At 59.0% G+C, this 21,466-nt stretch carries 17 protein-coding genes and 2 pseudogenes; 8 read left to right on the top strand and 11 right to left on the bottom strand.

Annotated elements, in window-relative coordinates; translation table 11 throughout:
- Window positions 1-75: 75 nt before the first annotated feature.
- Together ACF8Q6_RS16740 and ACF8Q6_RS16735 are read right to left on the bottom strand one after the other, a co-directional pair.
- Window positions 76-555 (bottom strand): VOC family protein, encoded by a 480-nt coding sequence (locus tag ACF8Q6_RS16740; protein ID WP_012052018.1) that lies wholly within the window; start codon window positions 553-555, stop codon window positions 76-78.
- Window positions 556-740: 185 nt separating this feature from the next.
- Window positions 741-2,084 carry an OprD family porin gene (locus tag ACF8Q6_RS16735; RefSeq protein ID WP_392489735.1) on the bottom strand — a complete coding sequence of 448 codons (1,344 nt, stop codon included), beginning with the start codon at window positions 2,082-2,084 and terminating at the stop codon, window positions 741-743.
- 271 nt (window positions 2,085-2,355) lie between these two features.
- Between ACF8Q6_RS16735 and ACF8Q6_RS16730 the strand changes: the two genes are divergently transcribed.
- Window positions 2,356-3,006, top strand: coding sequence for a TIGR04211 family SH3 domain-containing protein (locus ACF8Q6_RS16730; protein ID WP_010954473.1), 651 nt, complete (start codon window positions 2,356-2,358; stop codon window positions 3,004-3,006).
- Window positions 3,007-3,072: 66 nt separating this feature from the next.
- Here ACF8Q6_RS16730 and ACF8Q6_RS16725 read toward each other — a convergent pair whose 3' ends face one another.
- Window positions 3,073-3,951 carry a LysR family transcriptional regulator gene (locus tag ACF8Q6_RS16725; protein WP_003256039.1) on the bottom strand — a complete coding sequence of 293 codons (879 nt, stop codon included), beginning with the start codon at window positions 3,949-3,951 and terminating at the stop codon, window positions 3,073-3,075.
- A gap of 156 nt (window positions 3,952-4,107) precedes the next feature.
- Between ACF8Q6_RS16725 and argC the strand changes: the two genes are divergently transcribed.
- Together argC and ACF8Q6_RS16715 are read left to right on the top strand one after the other, a co-directional pair.
- A complete protein-coding gene (argC, locus tag ACF8Q6_RS16720) occupies window positions 4,108-5,049 on the top strand; it encodes an N-acetyl-gamma-glutamyl-phosphate reductase (protein WP_392489734.1) in 942 nt (313 codons plus the stop codon).
- 75 nt (window positions 5,050-5,124) lie between these two features.
- A complete protein-coding gene (locus ACF8Q6_RS16715; RefSeq protein ID WP_392489733.1) occupies window positions 5,125-5,811 on the top strand; it encodes a GNAT family N-acetyltransferase in 687 nt (228 codons plus the stop codon).
- A 111-nt stretch (window positions 5,812-5,922) separates the two neighbouring features.
- On the opposite strand, the gene ACF8Q6_RS16710 is transcribed toward ACF8Q6_RS16715, so the two are convergent.
- The 5 genes from ACF8Q6_RS16710 to ACF8Q6_RS16690 all read right to left on the bottom strand — a co-directional run bounded on the left by ACF8Q6_RS16710 (window position 5,923) and on the right by ACF8Q6_RS16690 (window position 10,412).
- The gene (locus ACF8Q6_RS16710; protein WP_392489732.1) at window positions 5,923-6,678 is read right to left on the bottom strand and encodes an ABC transporter permease; all 756 of its coding nucleotides are present in this window, start codon (window positions 6,676-6,678) and stop codon (window positions 5,923-5,925) included.
- Window positions 6,678-7,883, bottom strand: coding sequence for an ABC transporter substrate-binding protein (locus tag ACF8Q6_RS16705; protein ID WP_324737393.1), 1,206 nt, complete (start codon window positions 7,881-7,883; stop codon window positions 6,678-6,680). Before ACF8Q6_RS16705 ends, ACF8Q6_RS16710 begins: the two co-directional genes overlap by 1 nt.
- Window positions 7,870-8,691, bottom strand: coding sequence for an ABC transporter ATP-binding protein (locus ACF8Q6_RS16700; RefSeq protein ID WP_012052014.1), 822 nt, complete (start codon window positions 8,689-8,691; stop codon window positions 7,870-7,872). Before ACF8Q6_RS16700 ends, ACF8Q6_RS16705 begins: the two co-directional genes overlap by 14 nt.
- On the bottom strand, window positions 8,688-9,752 hold the full coding sequence (locus ACF8Q6_RS16695; RefSeq protein WP_392489731.1) for an acyl-CoA dehydrogenase family protein: 1,065 nt from the start codon (window positions 9,750-9,752) through the stop codon (window positions 8,688-8,690). The genes ACF8Q6_RS16700 and ACF8Q6_RS16695 overlap by 4 nt, the downstream gene beginning before the upstream one ends.
- A 99-nt stretch (window positions 9,753-9,851) precedes the next feature.
- The gene (locus ACF8Q6_RS16690) at window positions 9,852-10,412 is read right to left on the bottom strand and encodes a carboxymuconolactone decarboxylase family protein (RefSeq protein WP_003256052.1); all 561 of its coding nucleotides are present in this window, start codon (window positions 10,410-10,412) and stop codon (window positions 9,852-9,854) included.
- Window positions 10,413-10,514: 102 nt separating this feature from the next.
- Here ACF8Q6_RS16690 and ACF8Q6_RS16685 point away from each other — a divergent pair, with 102 nt between their 5' ends.
- Window positions 10,515-11,426, top strand: coding sequence for an AraC family transcriptional regulator (locus ACF8Q6_RS16685; RefSeq protein ID WP_003256054.1), 912 nt, complete (start codon window positions 10,515-10,517; stop codon window positions 11,424-11,426).
- A 28-nt stretch (window positions 11,427-11,454) separates the two neighbouring features.
- On the opposite strand, the pseudogene ACF8Q6_RS16680 reads toward ACF8Q6_RS16685, so the two are convergent.
- A pseudogene (locus tag ACF8Q6_RS16680) lies at window positions 11,455-11,568 on the bottom strand (transcriptional regulator); the annotation flags it as partial.
- Between ACF8Q6_RS16680 and ACF8Q6_RS16675 the strand changes: the two are divergent.
- Window positions 11,565-12,105: pseudogene (locus tag ACF8Q6_RS16675) on the top strand (FAD-dependent oxidoreductase); the annotation flags it as partial. The pseudogenes ACF8Q6_RS16680 and ACF8Q6_RS16675 overlap by 4 nt on opposite strands.
- A gap of 592 nt (window positions 12,106-12,697) precedes the next feature.
- Here the strand turns inward: ACF8Q6_RS16675 and ACF8Q6_RS16670 are convergent.
- Entirely contained in the window at window positions 12,698-16,183 is a 3,486-nt protein-coding gene (locus tag ACF8Q6_RS16670) for a hypothetical protein (RefSeq protein ID WP_392489730.1), read from the bottom strand.
- 213 nt (window positions 16,184-16,396) lie between these two features.
- Between ACF8Q6_RS16670 and ACF8Q6_RS16665 the strand changes: the two genes are divergently transcribed.
- Window positions 16,397-18,028 carry a hypothetical protein gene (locus ACF8Q6_RS16665; RefSeq protein WP_392499128.1) on the top strand — a complete coding sequence of 544 codons (1,632 nt, stop codon included), beginning with the start codon at window positions 16,397-16,399 and terminating at the stop codon, window positions 18,026-18,028.
- A gap of 350 nt (window positions 18,029-18,378) precedes the next feature.
- Window positions 18,379-19,041 carry an Ig-like domain-containing protein gene (locus ACF8Q6_RS16660; protein ID WP_080574926.1) on the top strand — a complete coding sequence of 221 codons (663 nt, stop codon included), beginning with the start codon at window positions 18,379-18,381 and terminating at the stop codon, window positions 19,039-19,041.
- Between the two features lie 165 nt (window positions 19,042-19,206).
- Here ACF8Q6_RS16660 and ACF8Q6_RS16655 read toward each other — a convergent pair whose 3' ends face one another.
- Window positions 19,207-20,613, bottom strand: a complete 1,407-nt coding sequence (locus tag ACF8Q6_RS16655) for a purine-cytosine permease family protein (RefSeq protein WP_392491434.1) — start codon at window positions 20,611-20,613, stop codon at window positions 19,207-19,209.
- A gap of 316 nt (window positions 20,614-20,929) precedes the next feature.
- Here ACF8Q6_RS16655 and ACF8Q6_RS16650 point away from each other — a divergent pair, with 316 nt between their 5' ends.
- A complete protein-coding gene (locus ACF8Q6_RS16650; RefSeq protein WP_003256061.1) occupies window positions 20,930-21,415 on the top strand; it encodes a flavin reductase family protein in 486 nt (161 codons plus the stop codon).
- Window positions 21,416-21,466 lie beyond the last annotated feature (51 nt).

The following is a 21,466-nucleotide window of genomic DNA, read 5'->3' as shown; positions in this document are numbered from 1 at the left end:
TCAACCCGAAAACCACGGGCTGCCACGCAGCCCGTTCGCGATTCGAGGCCGCGCCTGCTGAAACACAGACCCGCTTCAACCTTTCAACGCCGCCGCTATCTTCGCCACATCGATCTTGCCCATCTGCATCATGGCCTCGAACGCACGCTTGGCCGCCGCACGGTCGGGGTGGCCGATGGCTTCGATGAGGATGCGTGGAGTGATCTGCCACGAAATCCCCCATTTGTCCTTGCACCAGCCGCAAACGCTGGCCTCGCCGTCGTTGCCGACAATGGCCTCCCACAAGCGGTCGGTCTCTGCCTGGTCCACGGTACTGACCTGGAACGAAAATGCCTCACAGTGCTTGAAGGCCGATCCACCATTGAGCCCCACGCAAGGGATACCCATTACCGTGAATTCCACGGTGATCACATCGCCCTGCTTGCCTGAAGGGTAATCGGCGGGTGCCTTGTGCACAGCGACCACCCGGCTATCGGGGAACGTTCGGGCATAGAAGTTCGCAGCCTCTTCGGCAGCGTGGTCATACCACAGGCAGACAGTGTTCTTGGCAGTCATGGTCTTGCTCCAAGATCGAGGGTGAGCCTTGAGTCTAGCCCCATAGCTCCGGCGTACCGGTAGCACCTGACCACCTGATGCAAATGCAGGCTTGATAGGCGATCAAGTCGATAAAAAAAGCGCCCCAAGCGGAGCGCCAGAAAATCCACCCAAACCAAAGGAGCAACAAGGTTGCCAAGGTGGAATCACAGAATCGACAACGGGTACTCCACGATCAGCCGCACTTCGTCCAGGTCCGACTCGAACGCCGTGGCCCGGGTGGTGGCCTGGCGAACCCGCAACGACAGGTCCTTGGCCGCGCCTGTCTGCACCACATACTTCACCTCGATGTCACGCTCCCAGCGTTTCTGGTCGGTCAGCGGGTTGCCCGCAACGTCACGGCGCATGTAGGTGGCGTTGGCATTGGAGTAGTCAGCATCGGTACCCTTGCCGTAGCGTGTCATGAACGACAACCCGGGTACGCCGTAGGCGGCCATGTTCAGGTCATAACGCAGCATCCACGAACGCTCCTTGGGCGCGTTGAAGTCGCTGTACTGGATGGAGTTGTCGAGGAAGATCGAGTCGGACTGGCGCAGGTAGTCGAAGTCGTCGTCGCCGTTGTTGCGCTGGTGCGTCAGGGCCAGGGTGTGAGCACCAAGGCGCACACCCAGCTTGGCGCTCCAGATGTCGTTGTCAAAGGCGCCCAGGCGCTGCTGCCCTTCATCCACAGCCTTGTAATAGTTGAAACCGCCAATCAGCGCCAGCGCCTCGCTCAGTGGCCAGCTCAGGCTGGTGCCGGCGTAGTACTGGTTCCACGCGTCCTTGAGCCGGCTACTGAACAGGCTGACGCTGACATGCTCATTGAGCCTGTAATCCCCCCCACCATAGGCGATCCAGGGCGAATCGACCGGGCCGCCATAGAAGGTCACGAAGTTCTCCCGCAGGTCGCTGGACATCGGCTGGCTCATGGCATGCAGACGCCCGGCTTGCAGGGTAAGGTCCTTGATGCTGGAGTTCTCCAGGGTCACCCCACGGAAGCTTTCCGGCAGCAGCCGCGAGTCGCCAGCCGCCACCACCGGGTTGGCCGGGAACACATCACCCACCTTCAGTACCGTGTCGAACAGTCGTAGCTTGGCTGCGCCCCCCACCTTGGTGTATTCGTCACGTGCCTGGCCGTCGCGGTCAACCGGCAATACGTCGAAAGAACTGCGCCCGCCGTTGCGGCCGCCGCCCGTGTCGAGCTTGAGGCCAAGCATGGCAAACGCATCCAGGCCAACACCTACGGTGCCCTGGGTGAAGCCCGACTCGAATCGTGTAATCACGGCGTGCCCCCAGGCCTCGGAGTAGCCGTTGTCAGGTTGTTTGCTCGGGTTGTGTGTGGGGGCCACAGAATCGCGATTATCGCGGTTGAAGTAGAAGTTGCGGTTAAGCACGCTGAGGGTGCTGCCCTCCATGAAGCCGTCCGCACTTTTTTCTGCAGCAACAACCTGGCTGCCAACGCCGGCCAGCGCCAGGCAAGCAGCCAGTGTCAGGGGTGATCTGCACGTCATCCGATGCTCCTTGAACGTCGCATTTGTTGTTATGTCGGCGGGCCAAGATTGACGGCCGGCAGATAACGCCAAGGTGATCGGCGCATTACAATTGCGTCATCGGCAACGCAGCGCTCTGGGGCGGGCACTGCAACATTCTGCAGACATTTCCGACACTAGGCAGTGAACCTGCTGACAAAAAAACGGTCTTTCGCTGACGGTCAACTCACCGACCGGTTCATCGGCCCAGTCACCGGGCCTACTTTTTGTCCTGTTTCAGCGAAGACCCAACATGCCCGATTCCCGCCCAAATGCTTCCGCCCTCCCTGCCCTGCGCATCGGCCTGATTGCCGCCCTGGTGGGCCTTGCCGCCCCCGTGCACGCCGAGGAGCCTGCCAGCGACGCACGCTGGGTCAGTGACAGCCTGAGCACCTACGTGCGCAGCGGCCCGACCGACGGGCACCGCATTGTCGGCACGCTCAAGTCCGGGCAGAAGCTGACCCTGCTCGGCAGCCAGGGCAATTACAGCCAGGTGCGCGGGCAGAACGGCGATGTGGTGTGGATCCTCAGCAACGACCTGCAGGCAGTGCCCGGGCAGAACGAGCGCCTGCCGTTGCTCGATGCCCAGGTCACCGAACTGACCGGGCAGTTGAAGACCATCGACGACAGCTGGAAGAACCGCGTACAGGGCATGCAGGAAACGCTTGATTCGCGCAAGCAACTGATTGACGAGTTGGAGGCACGCAACAAGGCACTGAACGAGCAGCTCGATCAGAGCCAGTCGGACCTGCGCGATACCCAGGCCCGCCTGGGGGATGAGAACAAGCAGGTGATGATGCGCTACATGGTGTATGGCGGCAGCATTGCCGGTGCAGGCTTGCTGGCGGGGCTGATCCTGCCGGCACTGACCCGTGGGCGCAAGAAGAACGATCGCTGGTTCTGAGTTTGGCAAGGCGTCGGGGCTGGAACGTGCGTACCTGCTACAGGTCTTGCCGCAGCGCAATCGCCCCTACAGCAACCGTTCCAGCGCCTCCAGCACGTACCCCGTGGCTCGCTCCACCTGCCCTTCCCGACACGCAATACCCAGCTGCCGCCACAGCCCCGGCCGCAGCGGTCGGCGGGCAATGCGCCGGTCCAGTTCGGTCGCCTCCCCCTCCTGCGGCAACAAGGTCGCTCCATACCCGGCGCCGACCAGGCTTTTGATCGCATCGTTGTAGTTCAGCTCGATCCGCGGTTCGGGGTACAACCCCGCCGCTGCAAACCACTCGCCGGTAACCCGCGACAGCTGGGTGGTGCTGTCGTTGAGAATCAACGCCCGTTGCGCCAGCCAGGCCGGGGTGATCCTGGCCGGTGGCTGCCAGTCGGCCGGCACATACGCCAGGATCGGGTCGCGCCGCCAGGGGGTGACCGTCAGCCCTTTGCCGGCCACCTGCGGCAAGGCCACAAGGCCGATATCCAGTGTGCCCTCACGCAAGCGCGCGAGCGACGCCTGGGAGGTCAGCACCTGGACCTGCACATCGATCCCCGGGTGCTCCACACGCAGGCGCGCCAGCGCCTGCGGCAGCAAATGGGCGATGGCACCGGTGGAGGCGCCCAGCCGCACACGCCCGGTCAACCCTTCGACCTGCCGGCGCACTTCGTCCAGCGCCAAGTCAGCGTCCGCCAGCAGGCGTCGGGCACGCCCCAGCAGTGTTTCACCGATGACGGTAGGCCGCACCTGGCCGCGAGTGCGGGTGAGCAACGGGGCGCCGATACGCGCCTCCAGCTCGGCCACGTGCAAGCTGATGGTGGGCGGCGCCAGGTTAAGCTGGCGGGCGGCCTCGGCAAAGGAGCCCAGGTCGGTGATGACCACCAATGTGCGGAGGCGGTCGAGGCTGATTTCGCGCATTGTTCAGAGCCGGCCCTTTTGCGGGTAAACCCACAGGTTCACCACGCGTTTCAAAACTCATTCAGAAAAGCTGAATGTATCGATCATCATATTCAAATTTTCATTACCAGCACTACGGGCGAGCATAGGCTATCTTTCCCCAACCGGACCCCGAGCATGCACACCCCTGTTGTTTTCATCGACGGCGACCAAGGCACCACAGGCCTGCAGATCCATGCCCGCCTGCAGGGCCGGAGCGATCTTCGCCTGCTGACCCTCCCCGAGGCCGAGCGCAAGGACCCGCAACGCCGCTGCGAAGCGATCAACAGCGCCGACATCGCCCTGCTGTGCCTGCCCGACGACGCCGCCCGCGAGGCCGTGGCCGCAATCCACAACCCACAGGTGCGGGTGATCGACGCCAGCTCGGCGCACCGCACCACACCAGGCTGGGTGTATGGCCTGCCGGAGCTTGACGAACAGCAAGCCGAACGCATCGCGCAAAGCACGCGTGTCAGCAATCCCGGCTGCTATCCCACCGGGGCCATCGCGCTGCTGCACCCACTGGTCAAGGCTGGCTTGCTGCCTGCGGACTACCCCCTGAACATCCACGCCGTGTCTGGCTATTCCGGCGGTGGTCGCGCGGCGGTCGAGCGGCACGAACAGCCCGGCGCCGCCAAAGCGCCGGCGCTACAGCTGTATGGCCTTGAGCTGGCGCACAAGCACGTACCGGAGATCCAGCAGCACGCGGGGTTGTCGGCGCGGCCGATGTTCATGCCCGGCTATGGGGCCTACCGCCAAGGCATCGTGCTGAGCATTCCGCTGCAGCTTCGCCTGCTGCCTGGACAGGTCAGCGCCGCGCAGCTGCAAGGCTGCCTGGAACAGCATTACCAGGGTGCCCGCCATATTCAGGTGATGCCTCTGCATCAGGGCGGCGCTGCGGCAAACCTCGACCCCGAGGCATTGAACGGCAGCAATGACCTGCGCCTGGCGCTGTACGCCAACCCCGAGCATGGCCAGGTACTGCTCACCGCCGTGTTCGACAACCTGGGCAAAGGTGCCTCTGGTGCTGCCGTACAAAACCTCGACCTGATGCTCGGTGCCTTACAGGCACACGGCTGATGCAGCAAAACCGGTTAGACTGTACGCCCGCGCCAACACAGCGCGGGTCGTATTCTCATCCGCCGGAGCCCCCAGATGTTCATCCTGAGCCGCCTCGACAGCGTGCCACCCGAATCTTTCCAGAACCAGATCCGCGAGCTGGTCATTCACAATGTCGGCGAATTGAGCAGTGTTGCCATCGCTGTCGACAACCCGCTGTACCCGCTGTACCAGTACGGCGTCGGCATGGAAGTCCACCAGTATCTGCAAGCGCTGGACGGCGCCCGCGGTCTGGCGGTGGCACTTACCTTGGCGCTGGATGCCGAAGCACCGGACCAGTTGCTGGGCTTTGCGCTGTCGCTGCCAGCCCAGGACGATGGGCGGGCCTGTGCATTGGCCTTTCTGGCCGTGTGCGCCAGCCATCGCCGCCAGGGCATCGCCCGTGCTCTGCTGGGCGACCTGCGGTCGCGCCATGCCTGCGTGGAGCTGAACGCCTTTGCCAACCAGGTGCCGTGGTTCGAGGCGATGGGCATGCAAGTGGTGGCCGCCAATGGACCGCAGGTGCTGATGAGCAGTACCGGCCAGCCCAGTGGTGCGCTGATCGGGCGCCTGGACATTGCGCCGATTTATCAGACCGCTGAAGTGCTGCAGATTCACACCTATCTGCTTAACCAGCAGGGTGAGGATGCAATGATCGAAGCGGAGCAGAGGCGCGATGAGCGGCTGGATGAGCTGACCGCTCAGGCCCAGGAATGTGTGCGCCAGCGCAAGACCGTGCATTGATCCGATGGCCTGTTCGCGGGCTTGCCCGCGCCCACAGGAATACTGTAAGGCCCAAGGCCGGTGATGTACCTGTGGGAGCGGGCGAGCCCGCGAAGAAGCCCCATTGGCCTTTCAGCCATGCACCCAGCGCCGATGCAGCCCACGCGCCAGGGCATCCAGCGCAAACCCCAGCACGCCAATCAGCAGCACCATCGCCATCAGTTCGGAATACGCCAGCCGGTCGCGGGTATCAAGAATGAAATACCCAAGCCCCGCACTCACCCCAAGCATTTCGCACGGCACCAGCACAATCCACAGAATACCGATGGCCAGGCGCACGCCCGTCAGCACGTGACCGATTACCCCCGGCACGATCACCTTGCACAAGGTTTCCCAGCGCGTTGCACTCAAGCTGCGGCTAAGTTGCAGCCAGCGCGGGTCCAGTTGACGCACCCCTGCCGCCGTATTCAGCAAGATCGGCCACAACGCGGCAAACGCCAGCAGGAAGTAGATCGGCTGGTCACCCACGCCCATCAGCATGACCACCACAGGCATCCACGACAATGGCGATATCATGCGCAGAAACTGGAATGCTGGCGTGGTCGCCGCCTCCAGGTGCCGGTAGCTGCCTACCAGCAAGCCCAGCGGCACCCCCATCAGCAGCGCCAGCAGCAGCCCAATCAGGATGCGCTTGAGGCTGACCCAGATATGCCCATAGACCTCGCCCTGCCCCAGCAGCTCGACCAGGCTGGCCAGGGTTGCCGCCGGCGAAAACCGCGCCGACAGGCCGTCGGCCTGGCCGAACAGTGCTACACCGGCCCACCATAACAGCAACAAGGCCAGCAACCCGACCAGCCCAAGGCCGGCATGTACGACATGGGTACGCATCAGACCGCAAACTCCTCGCTACGCTCGAAGTTGTCGGCAATGCCGAATACCGACGGGCCACCTACTGTCGCGATGGCATTACGCACGAAGCGATCGTCGACCAGGTCGCGGGCGGCATACGCCGGATCCAGCCCGCCAAGGAACGCATTGTCGCCTTCGATCAAGGTGGTTTTCAGGCGCTTGACCAGCTCTTCGGTGTAACTCGGGAACGGGTATGGCTGGAAGTCGATGCGCTTTTCGTCCCACTGCTGATGGCGAATGGCGCCACTGGCAATGTAGCCAGCACGGTCTTCGGCGGCGGGCGCCAGGACCTTGGTCAGCACCGCAGGCTCGTGCGGGGTGTACTTGTTGGGGCCCGCCCGGGACAGCAGTGCGGCGGCTTCGGTGCGATGGTCACGGGTCCATTGCTGGGCCTTGACGATGGCGTTGACCACTTTCTGCGACCACTCCGGGCGGTTATTCAGGTCATGCTCGTGCATGAACACCACGCAGCACGCATGGTTGCGCCATACATCGCCGGTAAAGCGCTGCACGCGGCCCACCTTGAGGTTCTCGGCCAGTGCGTTGAACGGCTCGGCAACGATGTAGCCGGCAATGCGCTTGCTGGCCAGAGCGGGTGGCATGTCGGACGGTGGCAGCACCAGCAGGTTGACTTCGTTGGCGGCCAGTTGCGCATTGGCCGGCTTCGACACTGGCGTCAGGCCATTGTCGTTGAGCAACTGTTGCAGTACCACATTGTGGATCGAGTACCAGAACGGAATGGCCACTGTCTTGCCACCGAGCTGTTTCACGTCGGATATATCCGGCGCTACAGTCAGGCCCGAACCGCCCACGTGGTTCCAGGCCACCACCTTGGCTGGCACCTTGCTGCCATAGCGCGCCCATACCGTCATCGGCGAAAGCAGGTGGATGACATTGACCTGGCCGGAGATGAATGCCTCGATCACCTGCGCCCAGCTGCGCAGCAGCACCGGGCGCTCGGCCTGGATGCCTTCGGCCTCGAACAAGCCGTTGTTATGTGCCACCAGCAGCGGCGTGGCATCGGTGATCGGCAGGTAGCCGATGCGCACCGGCGCGTCCGGCTCGGCAGCAGCACGTGCCTGCAAGCTCGACAGCAACGGCAATGCACCGGCAGCAGTGAGCATGGCGCCGAGCTTGAGGAAGTCACGACGCGAAGAAGAAGAACAGCAGTCATCCATGCACATGGACAGCCTCCGAGGGCAAAGGGGTTGGGGTAGGTTCGACTGTGCGGCTTGCCCGCCGAAGGGTTTTGAGGATGTCTATGCGCAAGGCCCCCAGCTCTTCGACCCTCTGCGTGCGCGGTTGCGGCAGGTCGATGTGCCACTGGCCAAGGATGTGCGCTGGGTGGTTGCCCAGTAGCAGAACCCGGTCTGACAGCAGCAGGGCTTCGTCGATATCGTGAGTGATCAGCACGGCCGCGGTCTTGTGCGTGGCGATCAGTTGCAGCAGCAGCTGCTGCATGTCGGCGCGGGTCACCTCATCCAACGCACCGAAGGGTTCATCCAGCAGCAAGACTTCGGGCTGGCGTGCCAGGCAGCGGGCCAGCGCGGTGCGCTGGGCCATGCCGCCAGACAACTGCGCCGGGTACTGGCCACGCGCGTGGGCCAGGCCCACAGCCGCAATCGCATGGTCGATGCGTGCACGGCGTTCGGCATCCGCCAGCTTGGGCTGACGGGCGAAGTCCAGGCCGAAGGCGACGTTTTTCTCCAGGCTCAGCCATGGCAGCAGGCTTGGGTCCTGAAAGGCCACCGCCAGACGCGGGTGCGGCCCCTGCAGCGGCTGGCCGTGCAAGCTCACGCTACCGCCGCCAGGCTGCTGCAGGCCTGCCAGCACCCGCAGCAGGCTGGACTTGCCCACACCACTGGGGCCAAGGATGCTCACGACTTCACCTGGCGCCAGCTGCAGGTCGAACTGCGCCAGCACTTGTTGCCAACCCCCCTCACGCGGGTAGCCCAGGCGGATGTCACGGGCCTCCAGCAACACTGCGCTCATGCAACGCCCGCCTGGCGTTGCAGCTCGGCGCGCAATTGCACCAGGCTGGGCGTGACGATCGGCACGAAGGCCGACTCCCGCCAGCGGCGGGCAAACCCTTCGCCGTATTCGCTGAGGTATGCCTTGCCGCCACTGGCCTGCAATTCCAGTTGTACCGCGTCGGCAGCACTTTCAGCCAGGATGATGCGCAGCTTGAACAAGGCCGCCGGCTGCTGCTGGAAGCGACCTTCGAGCAAGCCCTGCTTGAGTTCGCTGACGGTGTTTTCCAGGCGTTCGCTAAGCACCTGACGGGCTTCGTCGAGGAACGAGGCTCGGCCATGCAGGTGCGCCTGAACCTCTTCCAGCGCCCGTCGCGCCAGGCCAATGGCCATGCCACATTGCAGCGCCAGGAAGGCCGGGCGTACCCGTGGCAGGAATTCGCGTGCATTTTCATGCAGCAGCCAGTCGCGTGCCAGCGATACCTGGTGAAAAGCCAGTGCTGCCGTGTTGCTCGACTGCAGGCCCATCAGTTGTAGATCATCAGAACGCTCCAGGCCTTGAGCGTCGGAAGGAATGGCCAGCACAAACGGCGCGCCGCCGGCTTCATCCTCGATGGCCGCCGCCACCACGAAGCCGCTTTTACGCAAGTTGGTCACCCAATGCAGTCGCCCTTCCAGGTGCCAGCCATCGGCTGCCGGGCGGCCACGCACCTGCAGCGCTTCGATACCGGACAGGAACTTCATGGCGTTGGACAGCCCGGTGGCACCGGCCAATTCACCGGTCAACAGGCGCGGCAGCAGGCGCTCACGCAGGGGCTGGTTGGGGCTGTGCAGCAGGTATTCGATGAAGGCACGCTGGCCCCAGCAGACGAAAGCCGCAGCCAATGAGCGGCTGGCAATGGCGGCGATGGCCTCGACCGCATCGGTCACCTGCCCGCCCGTACCACCCAGCGCTGGGTCGACCCCCGTGCGCAACAGCTGCGATTCTGCGATCTGCGCCAGCACCTGCTGCGGTTCGCACAGGCCCCGGTCGATGGCCTCGGCATTGGCATCCAGCCAGTGTCGAAATGCACAATCTTGCATGGTCTTGCTCCTTTGATAACGCCGGGGCCGCTCTGCGGCCCGTTCGCGGCACAAGGCCGCTCCTACAACGGCCTGGTAAGGGCCATTATCACAGGTGAGCTACGCAGAAGGCTGCCAGCGGTATTTGCCAAGCTCTTCGTTGAGTGGCGTCTGGGCGAAAACATTAGCAAAGTTGCACAGGGTTGCGAGACTTACGCCCAGAATCACCTCCAAGGCGTTGCCTTCACTGAAGCCGGCCTCACGGAAGGCCTGGTAGGTGGCTTCGCTGACATTGCCACGGGTGGCGATCACTTCGCGGGCAAAGGCGGCCAGGGTTTCGTAGCGGGCGTTGGGGAGTTCGCCACGGGCACGCAGAGCATCGACCACCTCCTGTGGCAGCTTGGCCTTGTTCAGCGCGACGGCCGTATGGCCGGCCACGCAAAAGTCGCAGCCATGCTGGGTGGCCGCGATCAGTTGCACCACTTCACGCTCGGCCAGGCCAAGCTCAGACTTGCCATTGAGTGCCGAAACGGTCACGTAGGTTTCAAGCGCCGCCGGGGCGTTGGCCAGTACGCCGAGCAGGTTGGGGATGAAGCCGGAATTCTTCTGGGCATTCTCAAGAAACGGCCGTGCCGCTTCCGGGGCGCTCTGCAGCGTGTGTAAAGTAATACGCGAGGACATGCAGTGATCTCCTTTGATGAGTGTCACTACAGTCTGTTGGTTATAAGAACTACCCTCCATATTCATCAGTCGCCTTTCCTTGTTCCTGAGTCTTTGTATTAGATGATTTCGTCCAGCCACCTTGTCGATTGGTTATTAGAGGGCCTGGAGCTCGATGCCAGCCTGTTTCATGTCGGGCGCTATTGCGGTGGCTGGCATGCCAGCACCCAGGGCATGGGCCGCGCCAGCTTTCACCTGGTGGTGCAAGGGCAGTGCTGGCTGCACATTGACGGCCTGCCGCAACCGGTGCGGCTGGAGAAGGGAGATGCCGTATTCCTGTTGCGCGACCTTGCCTATCGCTTGTCCAGCGATCAGGACCCGGTCGACGCCTGTGCCCAACCGCGCCAGGCCATGCAGGCGCTGGATAGCGAAGCCAGCGACGGCGTCGGGCTGGTTTGCGGCTTCTTCCATTTCCAGTCCGGCCTGTCTTCACTGATTGTCGAAGGCCTGGCCGACTGGATCCTGCTGCGCGCCGAAGACCCCGCCGGCAGTGCGGCGCGGGCGCTGTTCGAGCTCATTCTGGAAGAATGCCGGCGGGCCGCCGGCCCGTCGCAGGCGTTGCTGGAGCGCCTGACGCACCTGTTGTTCCTGTACGTGCTGCGCCAGCAGGTCATTGCCGGGCAGTCACTGGGCGGGCTTGTCGCCCTCGCTCGCCAGCCAGCGTTTACCGGGCTGCTGGAGCAGTTGATCGAACAACCGGGGCAAGCCTGGACGCTGGAGAGCATGGCCGCCTGCACCGGCTTATCGCGGTCTGCGTTTTTCAAGCGCTTCAACGAACTGGCGGGGCAATCGCCAGGGCAGGTGCTGCTGGCACTGCGCATGCGCCATGCCAGCCAGTTGCTGCGGGCGGGTAATACCGTGGAGCAAGTGGGTGCGCAGGTGGGGTATCAGTCGGTGGCGGCGTTTACCCGGGCGTTTGCCAAGGCCATGGGGGTGCAGCCTGGGGCCTATCGGCGCCAGCATGAAGGGCGCTGAAAGCGTTACACCGGTACAGGCAACAGGTTCAGACCTGGCTGACCGGTATATCCCCGCCACCTCTACCCTCGCGCCGCTCCCTCATCCAGCTATTCACCTGCTGGCCGAACTCGGCCGGAGCCTTGCGCCTGAACCGTCTCGCAGGTTGCCGGCGTCCAGTGGCTGACTGGCACCTCTGTGGTGGCTGTCGATGCCGGTTGCGTAACCCTGGACAACGGCGAATACATCGCCAGCAATACTGTATGATCTGGACCGTCGGCGTCAACGCCAGCCCGCTGACCGCTCAGGTTGCCGGCGAACGTGACAACTTCGGCCGGCTCAAGGTCGACCGGCATCTCAAGGTAATTGGCCAGGACCACATCTATGCGACCGGCGATACCGCCTGAGCTGCTGTCAACGAAATTGGCAACACGCCCTGATGACCTGCCAGCACGCCATCCCAATGGGTCGCCACATTGGCAACAACGCCTTGGCTGACCTGCTTGGGGTGGCACCTGTGGTGTATCGCCAGCCCAAGTACGTAACCTGCCTCGACCTGGGTGAATGGAGCGCGGCGTACAGCGAAGGTTGGCAGCGAGAATTGAAACTGCAAGGCCAGGAAGGCAAGGACCTCAAGCGTCAGATCAACTCAGTGTGGATCTATCCGCCGGCAGCCGACCCGATGATTCCGATCGCTTGATGTTAAAAACCTGACAAAAGCCTGAAAGCCTAAGCGGATACCATCATCGCTGCCGACGACCGTGCCCTGTTCAACACCTTCAATGACGCGTATCAGCAGTACCTCGAACTGCAGCTAAAAGTGCTGCAGAACATTGCCGCCCTTAACAGCATGGTGGCGCAGTTCAAGGTTTGAACTGAAACGACTGGGCCGCTTTGCTGTCCATCCCGGGCCAGCTCACACACATGACACGAGACAGTGGCAAAGTGTCAGCGGAATCAAAGTGCAAAGGTCTGTGCGCCTTGATTGTTGGAGTGCCAAGTCCCGATTACTGAACTTACAGCGGCGGGCAGAGACGACCGCTATCTGGCGAGAAGTGTCAGCTGGTGACGATCCACTGGCACTTCTAATACCTGCCCAGCTTCGAAACGGCGAAGCAAAAAATGGAGGTCTTGCAACAAGCGAAACGAAAGGCTAGCGAACCATCTCGCTAGCGCAATCAGTTAAACAGTCGACCTGCCAACCTGGCCAGATGTGATTGCTCGTCCCTAAGGTCGTATACGGAGCCCGTCTCGTCATGCCGGGCTGAATTCCAAGATCACAGATCCCGCCTTCACGTATTACGATAGTTGAATGAGTGCTTACTGGAATATTTCCACAGCGGGTTCCAGTAACACGCTATGAAATCATTGACGGCGTCCGGGCCGTCAATAACGTAGTTAAACTCCGCGAGGAAGCCTGGGTACAGATTATCAGAGCCGACTACATACAACTCATCATCTATAATCATCACCTTTGCATGATTTCCCGGCGCCGATGGAATTTTTCCAAGAAACCCGCTTCCCTTAATCAGAGAGTGCATCGGATAACCAATCACACCCGCCAATGGCGGGCGCGCCGACAGTGGAGGCTCTTTCAGGGTCGCAGTATGGGCTTCCGCTGATTGATCTGGCCATTTGTAGGTATCACCTTCAACGGCCAGCTCCGCAGGCACCTCAGTGAAGAAAAAGGGGGCTACCTCAATACGCTTTAATGCAGCTTGGCGCAAACCGCTACTGTCATCAACAGGCTTGTCTGTGAGCGGATCATGCATCAAGAAATATTTGAACAACTCAAATGTTCTCCTAGCACCTGAGCCAAATGAATATTGGTCACCTTCCGCGCCCGCCCCTGCATCAAGCGGAGACACGACGACTTGGACTTTCAATACGGGATTAGCCAGCAACGCTTCAATTATCCACCCGCAAACAGCATGATCACCCCAGGTCTTCTTCCACGCACTGACCAAATCCTGCTGAGACATCCGAATTATTCTTTTTGCTTTTTTTATTAAATGTTCCTTCATCACTTCAGAGCCATTTTTATAGTGCGTCTCCCTGTCAGAACCTGACCAGTATTTGCCTACAGAAAGAATGTATCCGGATTTTTTGAATTCCGTCTGGCTGGCGAGATTTATGCTGTGATCCTGATACTGAGCCTCTCTGAATTCAGTGACATGATCTGCGAGCAAGGGGTCTGCCGGTTGACTTTTGTCATCATCTTTATAGACCCAAGCCTTGAGGACAGGGTCATAATGCTCTTTCGTCAGCAGACCTGAATCGACGACCCACATTTCATTCAAAAATTGCTGCGCCGCCAAAGCAGCCTTTCCTAGCACTTTGACAGAAACGTCATGAACCGGTGGGTAATTCCTGAATAAATCCATATTCAAATTATGCCCACCTACAAACGACTCGACACCATCAACAGCAATAATCTTAGTATGATTCCAGGTCATTTTCGCATCGAACGCAGCCACCAGAGCCTCACAGCCTGCTTTATTAGCGATCGCTTCCTGTAACGGGTCAGTGATTTTATAATAGCGCCCGATCCAGATATCCGGCACGCACTCCCACTCCGCGCCCCTTTCCTCGACAAGGTTGGACAACGCTTCCTTCAAAGCCAGGTACTCAGGCGTTCCTGTGAAATAGTATGGCACACCCTTCAACAGCACCGTTGGGGTCTGTGCCAACATGAATCGAATTTGAGTTTTGTCAGTCCGGCCAAGCTTGGTGGTAAACGCATTATCGATAGCCGTGAGCAACACTTCCCGCCACGCCGCATCCGGCGCGTTCAGCGAGGCGATATCACAGCGATATCGCATTTTCACCAACATATCTGAAATCGCAGATTCGAATTCATCAGCACGCTTCTCCGCCTGCACCATCAACCCTTTACCGAACGGTTGGCCCCACACTGAAGGGGTATCAAAGATCTTCACATAATTATCAGTACTCACATCATTCAGGTGCCCCCTGAGTGCGTCCTGAAGCGAATCCGGCATGAGAGGCTTGAGGTTCTGCTGATCAGCAGTGATGCCAAGAGTGATGTCGAGTGCGCCCGAGCTTTGATCGAACGGTGTGCTCCCCTCATTGATAAAGAAATACACTTCTCCCTCTCCTGTATTAGGAACGTCGTATACAGGAGGCTTTACCACTCTCTCTGTTGAGGGCGCGCGTTCACCATCAGGACTAATCCCCATGATCAGGCTGCCAACGGGGGCGCCGGGGAAGGTCAGCGCGTCTGGCCTTAGTGTGTTTAATCTTCCACGCGTAATTGAATAGCTTATGTCCAAAAAGCCGCCATTAAGCGGAGCCAGCACATCGTTTCCCTTCAGCCGCAGCGGCAGTGCCTGACCTTGGTAATTGGCCGAAACACTATGAGTTTTCGGCTGTTTCAAAATCACACTGCCGTCCCCAGCAGTGCCCTTCCAGTTTACACTCACTTGGTCGCCCGCCTGGAGCCCTGCCGAAGCAGGGATTACTACAATCACGGGTTCTTGATCGGCTGCAATCCAGTCGTCTTCGATGTTGTGCAGCGACGGCGCCGGCAGGCCGAGTGGATTGGCAGCAGAAATACTTAGAAATGTCCGTTTGGACTCAACATTCTCGGACCCGCGCGTTGCAACATAGTGCACTTGGGCAGATCCATCAGCAAGGTCCGTTACGTCAGCGTTCGCCACCACAAACGATAATTCCGCAGCACCTGCTTTCACCTCCTGGGGAGCAGAATAGCTTAGGACTTTTTTCCCCTGTACAGTAGTACCAGACCACGCAAGGCGAACACTGTCTTTGACGTTGAGGCTGTCAGTCGAGACTTTGATATTGAGGTCAGCGCTGGCGAGTTTATTTAAGTCAACAATGTAATCCAGTTTACCGCCATGATCACCTGTGGGGTCGACTATCGTGGGAGCCTGTAGCTCATTTTTTTGTACGGCCACCTGTACAAAGGTGTCTTCCGACCACTCGGACTCGTTCTCTACCTCATCCGCAATAAAATAGTAGACCGGAAGGCTATCGCTGTTTCCTGCCGCTCGGATAACAGAGCCAGGAACTTCAAAAGTTATTGGCTGATCGGTCATGTGAGGAGCGATCAAATGCTCGACTCTTTCATCACCCCAAAACAAATGAACGCGATCATAGGGCTTCATATTTTTATAAGCAGGAATTGTAACCGTGACGCCGTGTGTGACGTGGGTCTCATCTACTAATCCTGTCGCGGGTACCTGCACGCTTGGTGCTGGTAACTCAGCCACTTCATCGAGGTCGTTAAGGCCCGGCTGGCCGAAGCGTACTACCGTCGCCAAAGGCAAAGATTCGCGCTGAGTCAGTTGGGTCGTAACTGTGTAGGCCAGATCATGGGTGCCAGGCGGGACCTGTTCGCTCGGTACACGAACACAAACAACATTATTCAACTGGGACGGTTTCGGTCGTTCCTCCCCGACTTCAACACCATTCCATATGACAGAGATAAGGTCATCGCACGACATCTCGGCGTAGGGTGGGATGACAACAACGACACTGTCTTCTGACTGCCATACCATGGCTTCAGAAATGCCAACGTCTCCTGTTTCAATAGGCCAAACTGACTCGAGGATGAACGGTCGGGCAAGTTTGGCCCCAGGCTGCGAGTCATACTTACCATTCAGGTACCGGCTGAAAGCGGCCAACTGCTTTTCCAGCGATTCAAGCGTTTCCCTGTCGTCCACCTCAACATCAGCGTCACTTAATTCGATATCAATGGGTGTCACATCATAATCACCCGTTTCTATATTATCCATGTCACTCTCCCTGCTTGGCGTAATTTTTTCTGCATCACCGCGGCGCAGAAACTCTGCTGTCACTTACGGGAATCATCAACCTTCCAGTCCCTGTCCCAAAATAGCGGTAATCTCAACTCGCTTAAACTGGCATTTTTATCAGGTGACAGCGAGTGACGGGCGGGCGTAAAAAAGGGCGTTCGCGCACCAGACACCTTAAAAAGGAGAGCCAGAATGACGGTCTTGACGATTTATTTCTGCGGAACAAGCTCCACAAAATTCGACGACACGCACCCTGACTATTGGCAAGGCGAGCTCATTGCAAGACTGGCGAGTTCCACGCTGGGAAGAGAATTCGCAGAATGGATCGTCATCGATGGCCCAGGCAGCGGCGACTTGCAAGCCGATGATTTATGGACGGAATTTACCAGTTACCCATTGACCGGCGTCCTCTGGGGCAATGGATGGGAAGAAAACGTAAAACACGCCATGAATATGATCAAAGGTAAATTTGACTGGCAGCGAACAAAGCTAACAGAGCAACAGTATACGACGCTGAAAAATGCAAATATCCCCATTGAAGACGTCAAAATTTCAGGCACTTTTTTCAACCGTACCTACGACTACGGTGACCGGCTGGTCACGCAACAGCAACTACAAGCGCAGATTGTCAATATATTCAGGAAAGGGGCACTTCCGAGCAAAGTGAACCTGGTGGGTTGGAGCCGCGGCGGAATAAGTTGTCACATGCTCGCCAACGCCATGTTCAATGACAGTGAACTCGAAAAAATCCCTGTTAACATCTTCACCGTCGACCCTGTTCCAGGGTCAGGAAATTTTCAAAATGAACGGGTAACACTAAAGTCAAATGTGAAAGAGTACGTCGGTTTTTATGCACGCGATGAGCGATCTTTCGGCTTCGATTGCGTCATCCCCGTAACCGAACCTGCCACGACGATCAGCGTGTTTCCAATGCCTGGCAGGCATGCAACATTGGTGGGCAACGCCAGCCTGGATGGGAAAAGCGCCGGCACAACATTGAAGGAGCCTGGATTGGTAGTTAGGCATTTTGCCGAACGCTGCCTAACGGCTTGGGGAACCAAGCTCGACAAACAGTTGAAACTCTCGGCAGGGCAATTGCTTGAATATGCTGATGCGATCGCGAAATCAGACGCTGATTATCTGAGCATGCGGAGCCACGTTTACACGACTTCGACCTCCACCGACGGTGAGCGAAGCGTGTCTCTTGGCGATAAAGGCAAGGCTTACTCTGCAATCAGTGGCGAACCATTCTCACCATCCTCCGGACTTTCCTCCAACTGGTTCGAAACATATTCCGCTCTGGTCGCCTATGATCAAGACAAGCACTACTGGACAAAAGTGTTGCAGCCCGAATCGCAAGCGCTCCATTTTACGGGCGTCGTAGTGAAACCTAGTGACACATTCAGTGTTACCGCAAAAGGGGAAATTGCTGCCCGCCCAGACCAGAACGTGAAGTCTACCCTTGAATCTGACCGCCTGCGCGTTTATGTTGGGTATTTGGAAGCAACTCTTCCCGCCCCCGAAATCAATCCAAAATTGAACAAAAACATATTGAACCCCGCATTGAGCACTTTCGAGTTAGGCGCTGAAATTATAATTCCCGAGATAAATGGATTCAGCATGCCATATACGGTAACTCTGGTTTGGACTACCTCCGCAGGGGGACATTTTGAGGACGTGCAAATTGTTGACACAGCAACACCCTTATCGGACTTTCTGATCCCTAGAGCCGAGCTTGAACTCAATGATAAGACATCCATCGATGTTCAGGTCTACTACACCGTATCTAAAGACGGCAGGCGAGTCAGACCTCGGCCAATTTAAAGTTGAACATTAATGCATCACTTTTTAACCCACGCATTTACATTTTGGCCGGGGCAGCGCTGTTGTTGCCCCTCCCCGCGAGCGCTACTCGTCGGGCTGATCGGCACTCGCAGCGGCACCCCACCGAGGTCGAAGGCGGCCAAGCAGGTGAAGGTCGCGGCATCGATCACTGCAAACGTCAAATGGTCGGGGACAGACGCCAATGCTTGCTTTGCGCTGTACAAATGCGCTTGATCTGAAAACAAGTGCAAGACAACTGGCAGAGAGCTCACCTGACATTTTTGACAGTTTCGACAGTTCAGGTTTCAGCTAATACTCATGATTGCGTTCGCCAACTCACCGGAGCCAGCATGAATACCGACACTTCATCACCAGCGGTAACATTACCCAAAGTATCTGCCTCTCTCACCTTCAAGATATCAAGTACATTGTCGTTCGGCACCGACCATGTACAGCAATTGGGCCCAAATTACATCATCGTTCAAAACCGCCCCCCCAAACACCCGACCGCTCAAGCCAATGCCTCCTACCAGCGTACGGCTGAAGGCGGCGTGCCCCCCTATACTTACACTTCGAGCGCCCCACATATTGCTGTGGTGTATCAGGACGGAAAAGTGGTGGCCGCAGGCGCAGGCAAGGCGCGTATCACGGTTACCGATAGCAGCGGCGCGCAAGCCAGCTATGCTATTACTTTCAAGGGCGTAGTAAGGCTGGTCCGCCGGTGCGATCGCATCTGGTGGCCTGGTCCCGCGTCCCATAGGCTGCGCCCCGAGCACCATGCGTTGACGCGGAGACAAATGAATCTGTTCTGGTTACAGTACAGAAATGAGGCACCCGGATATTCTGTACCGCAGATCCTGGGTTGGCCCAACACAGCCTACTGGTCAGCAGACAATTGGTTAGGCGGCCCGAGTGCATACGCAGTAGCATTCAATCAGGTAACGCCGAACTTCCAAGGTTATTTGGCCACAGGAGGAACGGTCTTGCCATCAATTAGCCGGGTGGGCTGGTAAAACAACGACCAGGCCACTGAGCACCACGGCGGCCTGGTCACCCACTCATGTGTAGATTGCGCAGAGCCCACGGCTTGCGCTGTGTCTTTAGGAACGGGCTTGTCCTATCGGCGGACCGCTCGCGATGGACTGAAGCCCAGACTTTATCGCAGCAATGTCAATCCATCAGTCATTGATACTCACAACCCGCCCCGCCGTCTCGACAGCCTTCCCCCGCGTCGCCAGGCAGTAGTAAAGCGGCACGGTCACCAGCAAGCCGAACAGCCACGACAGGTCAGCCCCTTCGACAATGTTCGAGTACGGCCCCACATACAGCGAAGTATTGGCAAACGGCAGCTGCACCAGGATGCCGCAGGCATAGGCGATGATCGCGTGGTGGTTGAAGCGGCCATAGATGCCGCCGTCGGCACTGAAGATCGAGGCGATGTCGTACTGGCCCTTCTTGATCAGGTAGAAATCGATCAGGTTGATCGAAGCCCACGGTACCAGCACCAGCAGCAGCGCCAGGATCAGGCCGATGAACTGGCCGATGAAGTCCGCCGAGGCATTCAGTGCCACCATCCCGCAGCCCACCAGAATGATCGAGGCCAGGATCACCCGTACCCTGATGCTCGGCGTCCACTCGGCCATGAAGGTCTGGATCGCGGTCACGATCGACAGCACGGCGCCGTAAAGGTTGAGGGCGTTGTGGCTGATGATGTTAAGCAGGAACAGCACCATCAGGATCGGGCCCAGCCAGCCGGTAGCCTGCTTCACCGCGTCCATTGCGTCGGTGCCTTCCGGCACGCACAGCACCGCCACCGTACCAAAGCTGAAGCACAGGATGGTGCCCAGGGTGGCGCCGAAGTAAGTGGCCCAGAACGGCTTGGCGATGCCCACTTCACGGGGCAGGTAGCGCGAGTAGTCAGAGGTGTACGGCGAGAAGCTGATCTGCCAGATCACACCCAGCGACACGGTGGCAATGAAGCCCGACAGGTTGAACGCGCCACGGCTGAAGAAGTCTGCCGGCAGGTCCTGGATGAACATCATGATGAAACCGGCCAGCAAAGCCGAACCCATCACCCAGGTACCGATGCGGTTGAGGATATGGATGAAGCGGTAGCCGATCACGCCAATGGCAGTAGCGCTCAGGGCACCGATCACGATCGCGCCGGGCATCGGCACGCTCGGCGCGATGCCGTGGATGGTCTTGCCTGCCAGGACAATGTTGGAAATAAAGAAGCCGACATAGATCAGCGCAGTGAAGAACACGATCAGCAAGGCACCGTAACGGCCAAATTGGCCACGGCTTTGCACCATTTGCGGAATGCCCAGCTGCGGCCCCTGTGCAGAGGCCAGGGCGATGACCACGCCCCCGACCAGATGGCCCAGCACGATGGCGATCAGGCCCCACAACAGGTTCAGGTGGAACACCTGGACCACCATGGCGCCGGTCACGATAGGCAGTGGCGCGATGTTGGTACTGAACCAGAGGGTGAACAGGTCGCGCGCCTTCCCATGGCGCTCGGCAGGTGGAACGTAATCGACCGTGTGATTCTCGACAAACTGGTGTTGCGACGACGGTTGGGACATGGTTTTCAGCTCGAAAGGTCGTTTTTATCTTTGTAAGGAAACCGCATCAAGGCGGCCTCTCAGCTGCGGACCATATTATGGTATTCCAAACTTTTGACAACACTGATCCGCATGAAAAAACGGCCACTGATCCGCTTGCGAAACCCCTGCGACAAACCGCCTCACCGCTCAAGGCCACGTTTTTCGTGGCTTTGGGCCGTTCATCGCGAAAACTCAGGGTTGAAAATTCCGCTTGCAAAATAGGTATTACGGTATACCATCAGACACATCAACGATAAAAACCGCGGACCACCGCAGCCCTTCAGAGGTACTCCCGATGATCGACGCAACTGTCTACAAGAACGTTCTGGGCTCCTTCCCGTCCGGCGTTACCGTCATCACCACCCAGGACGACGACGGCTCGGTCGTCGGCCTGACCGCCAGCGCCTTCTCCTCCCTGTCGATGGACCCGCCGCTGGTGCTGTTCTGCCCCAACTACACCTCCGACTCCTACCCGGTACTGATCAAGCAGAAGCGCTTTGCCATTCACCTGCTGTCCGGTGAACAGCAGGCTGAAGCCTACGCGTTCGCCAAGAAGGGCAAGGACAAGGCCAGCGGCATCGAGTGGACCCTGAGCGAACTGGGCAACCCGATCCTGGCCGGCGCCACCGCCGTCATCGAATGCGAACTGTGGCGTGAATATGAAGGTGGCGACCACGCCATCATGGTCGGCAAGGTACACAACCTGATCGTCCCTGCCGAAGCGCCACGGCCGATGGTGTACTGCCGCGGCAAGATGGCCAGCCTGCCGGCCTTTGCCTGAAGCCTGCAGTTGGACGCAGCCTGCTCCCACACTGAAGCCCGATTGACTGAC

It is taken from the genome of Pseudomonas sp. GLN_2 (assembly GCF_043106005.1).
GTDB classification, from domain to species: Bacteria; Pseudomonadota; Gammaproteobacteria; order Pseudomonadales; family Pseudomonadaceae; genus Aquipseudomonas; species Aquipseudomonas alloputida.
This window is presented reverse-complemented; position numbering and strand designations above follow the sequence as displayed.

Coding starts and splice junctions, on each gene's coding strand:
- ACF8Q6_RS16740 (WP_012052018.1), bottom strand. CDS start 555: ATGACTGCCAAGAACACTGTCTGCCTGTGGTATGACCACGCTGCCGAA.
- ACF8Q6_RS16735 (WP_392489735.1), bottom strand. CDS start 2,084: ATGACGTGCAGATCACCCCTGACACTGGCTGCTTGCCTGGCGCTGGCC.
- ACF8Q6_RS16730 (WP_010954473.1), top strand. CDS start 2,356: ATGCCCGATTCCCGCCCAAATGCTTCCGCCCTCCCTGCCCTGCGCATC.
- ACF8Q6_RS16725 (WP_003256039.1), bottom strand. CDS start 3,951: ATGCGCGAAATCAGCCTCGACCGCCTCCGCACATTGGTGGTCATCACC.
- argC (WP_392489734.1), top strand. CDS start 4,108: ATGCACACCCCTGTTGTTTTCATCGACGGCGACCAAGGCACCACAGGC.
- ACF8Q6_RS16715 (WP_392489733.1), top strand. CDS start 5,125: ATGTTCATCCTGAGCCGCCTCGACAGCGTGCCACCCGAATCTTTCCAG.
- ACF8Q6_RS16710 (WP_392489732.1), bottom strand. CDS start 6,678: ATGCGTACCCATGTCGTACATGCCGGCCTTGGGCTGGTCGGGTTGCTG.
- ACF8Q6_RS16705 (WP_324737393.1), bottom strand. CDS start 7,883: ATGTGCATGGATGACTGCTGTTCTTCTTCTTCGCGTCGTGACTTCCTC.
- ACF8Q6_RS16700 (WP_012052014.1), bottom strand. CDS start 8,691: ATGAGCGCAGTGTTGCTGGAGGCCCGTGACATCCGCCTGGGCTACCCG.
- ACF8Q6_RS16695 (WP_392489731.1), bottom strand. CDS start 9,752: ATGCAAGATTGTGCATTTCGACACTGGCTGGATGCCAATGCCGAGGCC.
- ACF8Q6_RS16690 (WP_003256052.1), bottom strand. CDS start 10,412: ATGTCCTCGCGTATTACTTTACACACGCTGCAGAGCGCCCCGGAAGCG.
- ACF8Q6_RS16685 (WP_003256054.1), top strand. CDS start 10,515: ATGATTTCGTCCAGCCACCTTGTCGATTGGTTATTAGAGGGCCTGGAG.
- ACF8Q6_RS16670 (WP_392489730.1), bottom strand. CDS start 16,183: ATGGATAATATAGAAACGGGTGATTATGATGTGACACCCATTGATATC.
- ACF8Q6_RS16665 (WP_392499128.1), top strand. CDS start 16,397: ATGACGGTCTTGACGATTTATTTCTGCGGAACAAGCTCCACAAAATTC.
- ACF8Q6_RS16660 (WP_080574926.1), top strand. CDS start 18,379: ATGAATACCGACACTTCATCACCAGCGGTAACATTACCCAAAGTATCT.
- ACF8Q6_RS16655 (WP_392491434.1), bottom strand. CDS start 20,613: ATGTCCCAACCGTCGTCGCAACACCAGTTTGTCGAGAATCACACGGTC.
- ACF8Q6_RS16650 (WP_003256061.1), top strand. CDS start 20,930: ATGATCGACGCAACTGTCTACAAGAACGTTCTGGGCTCCTTCCCGTCC.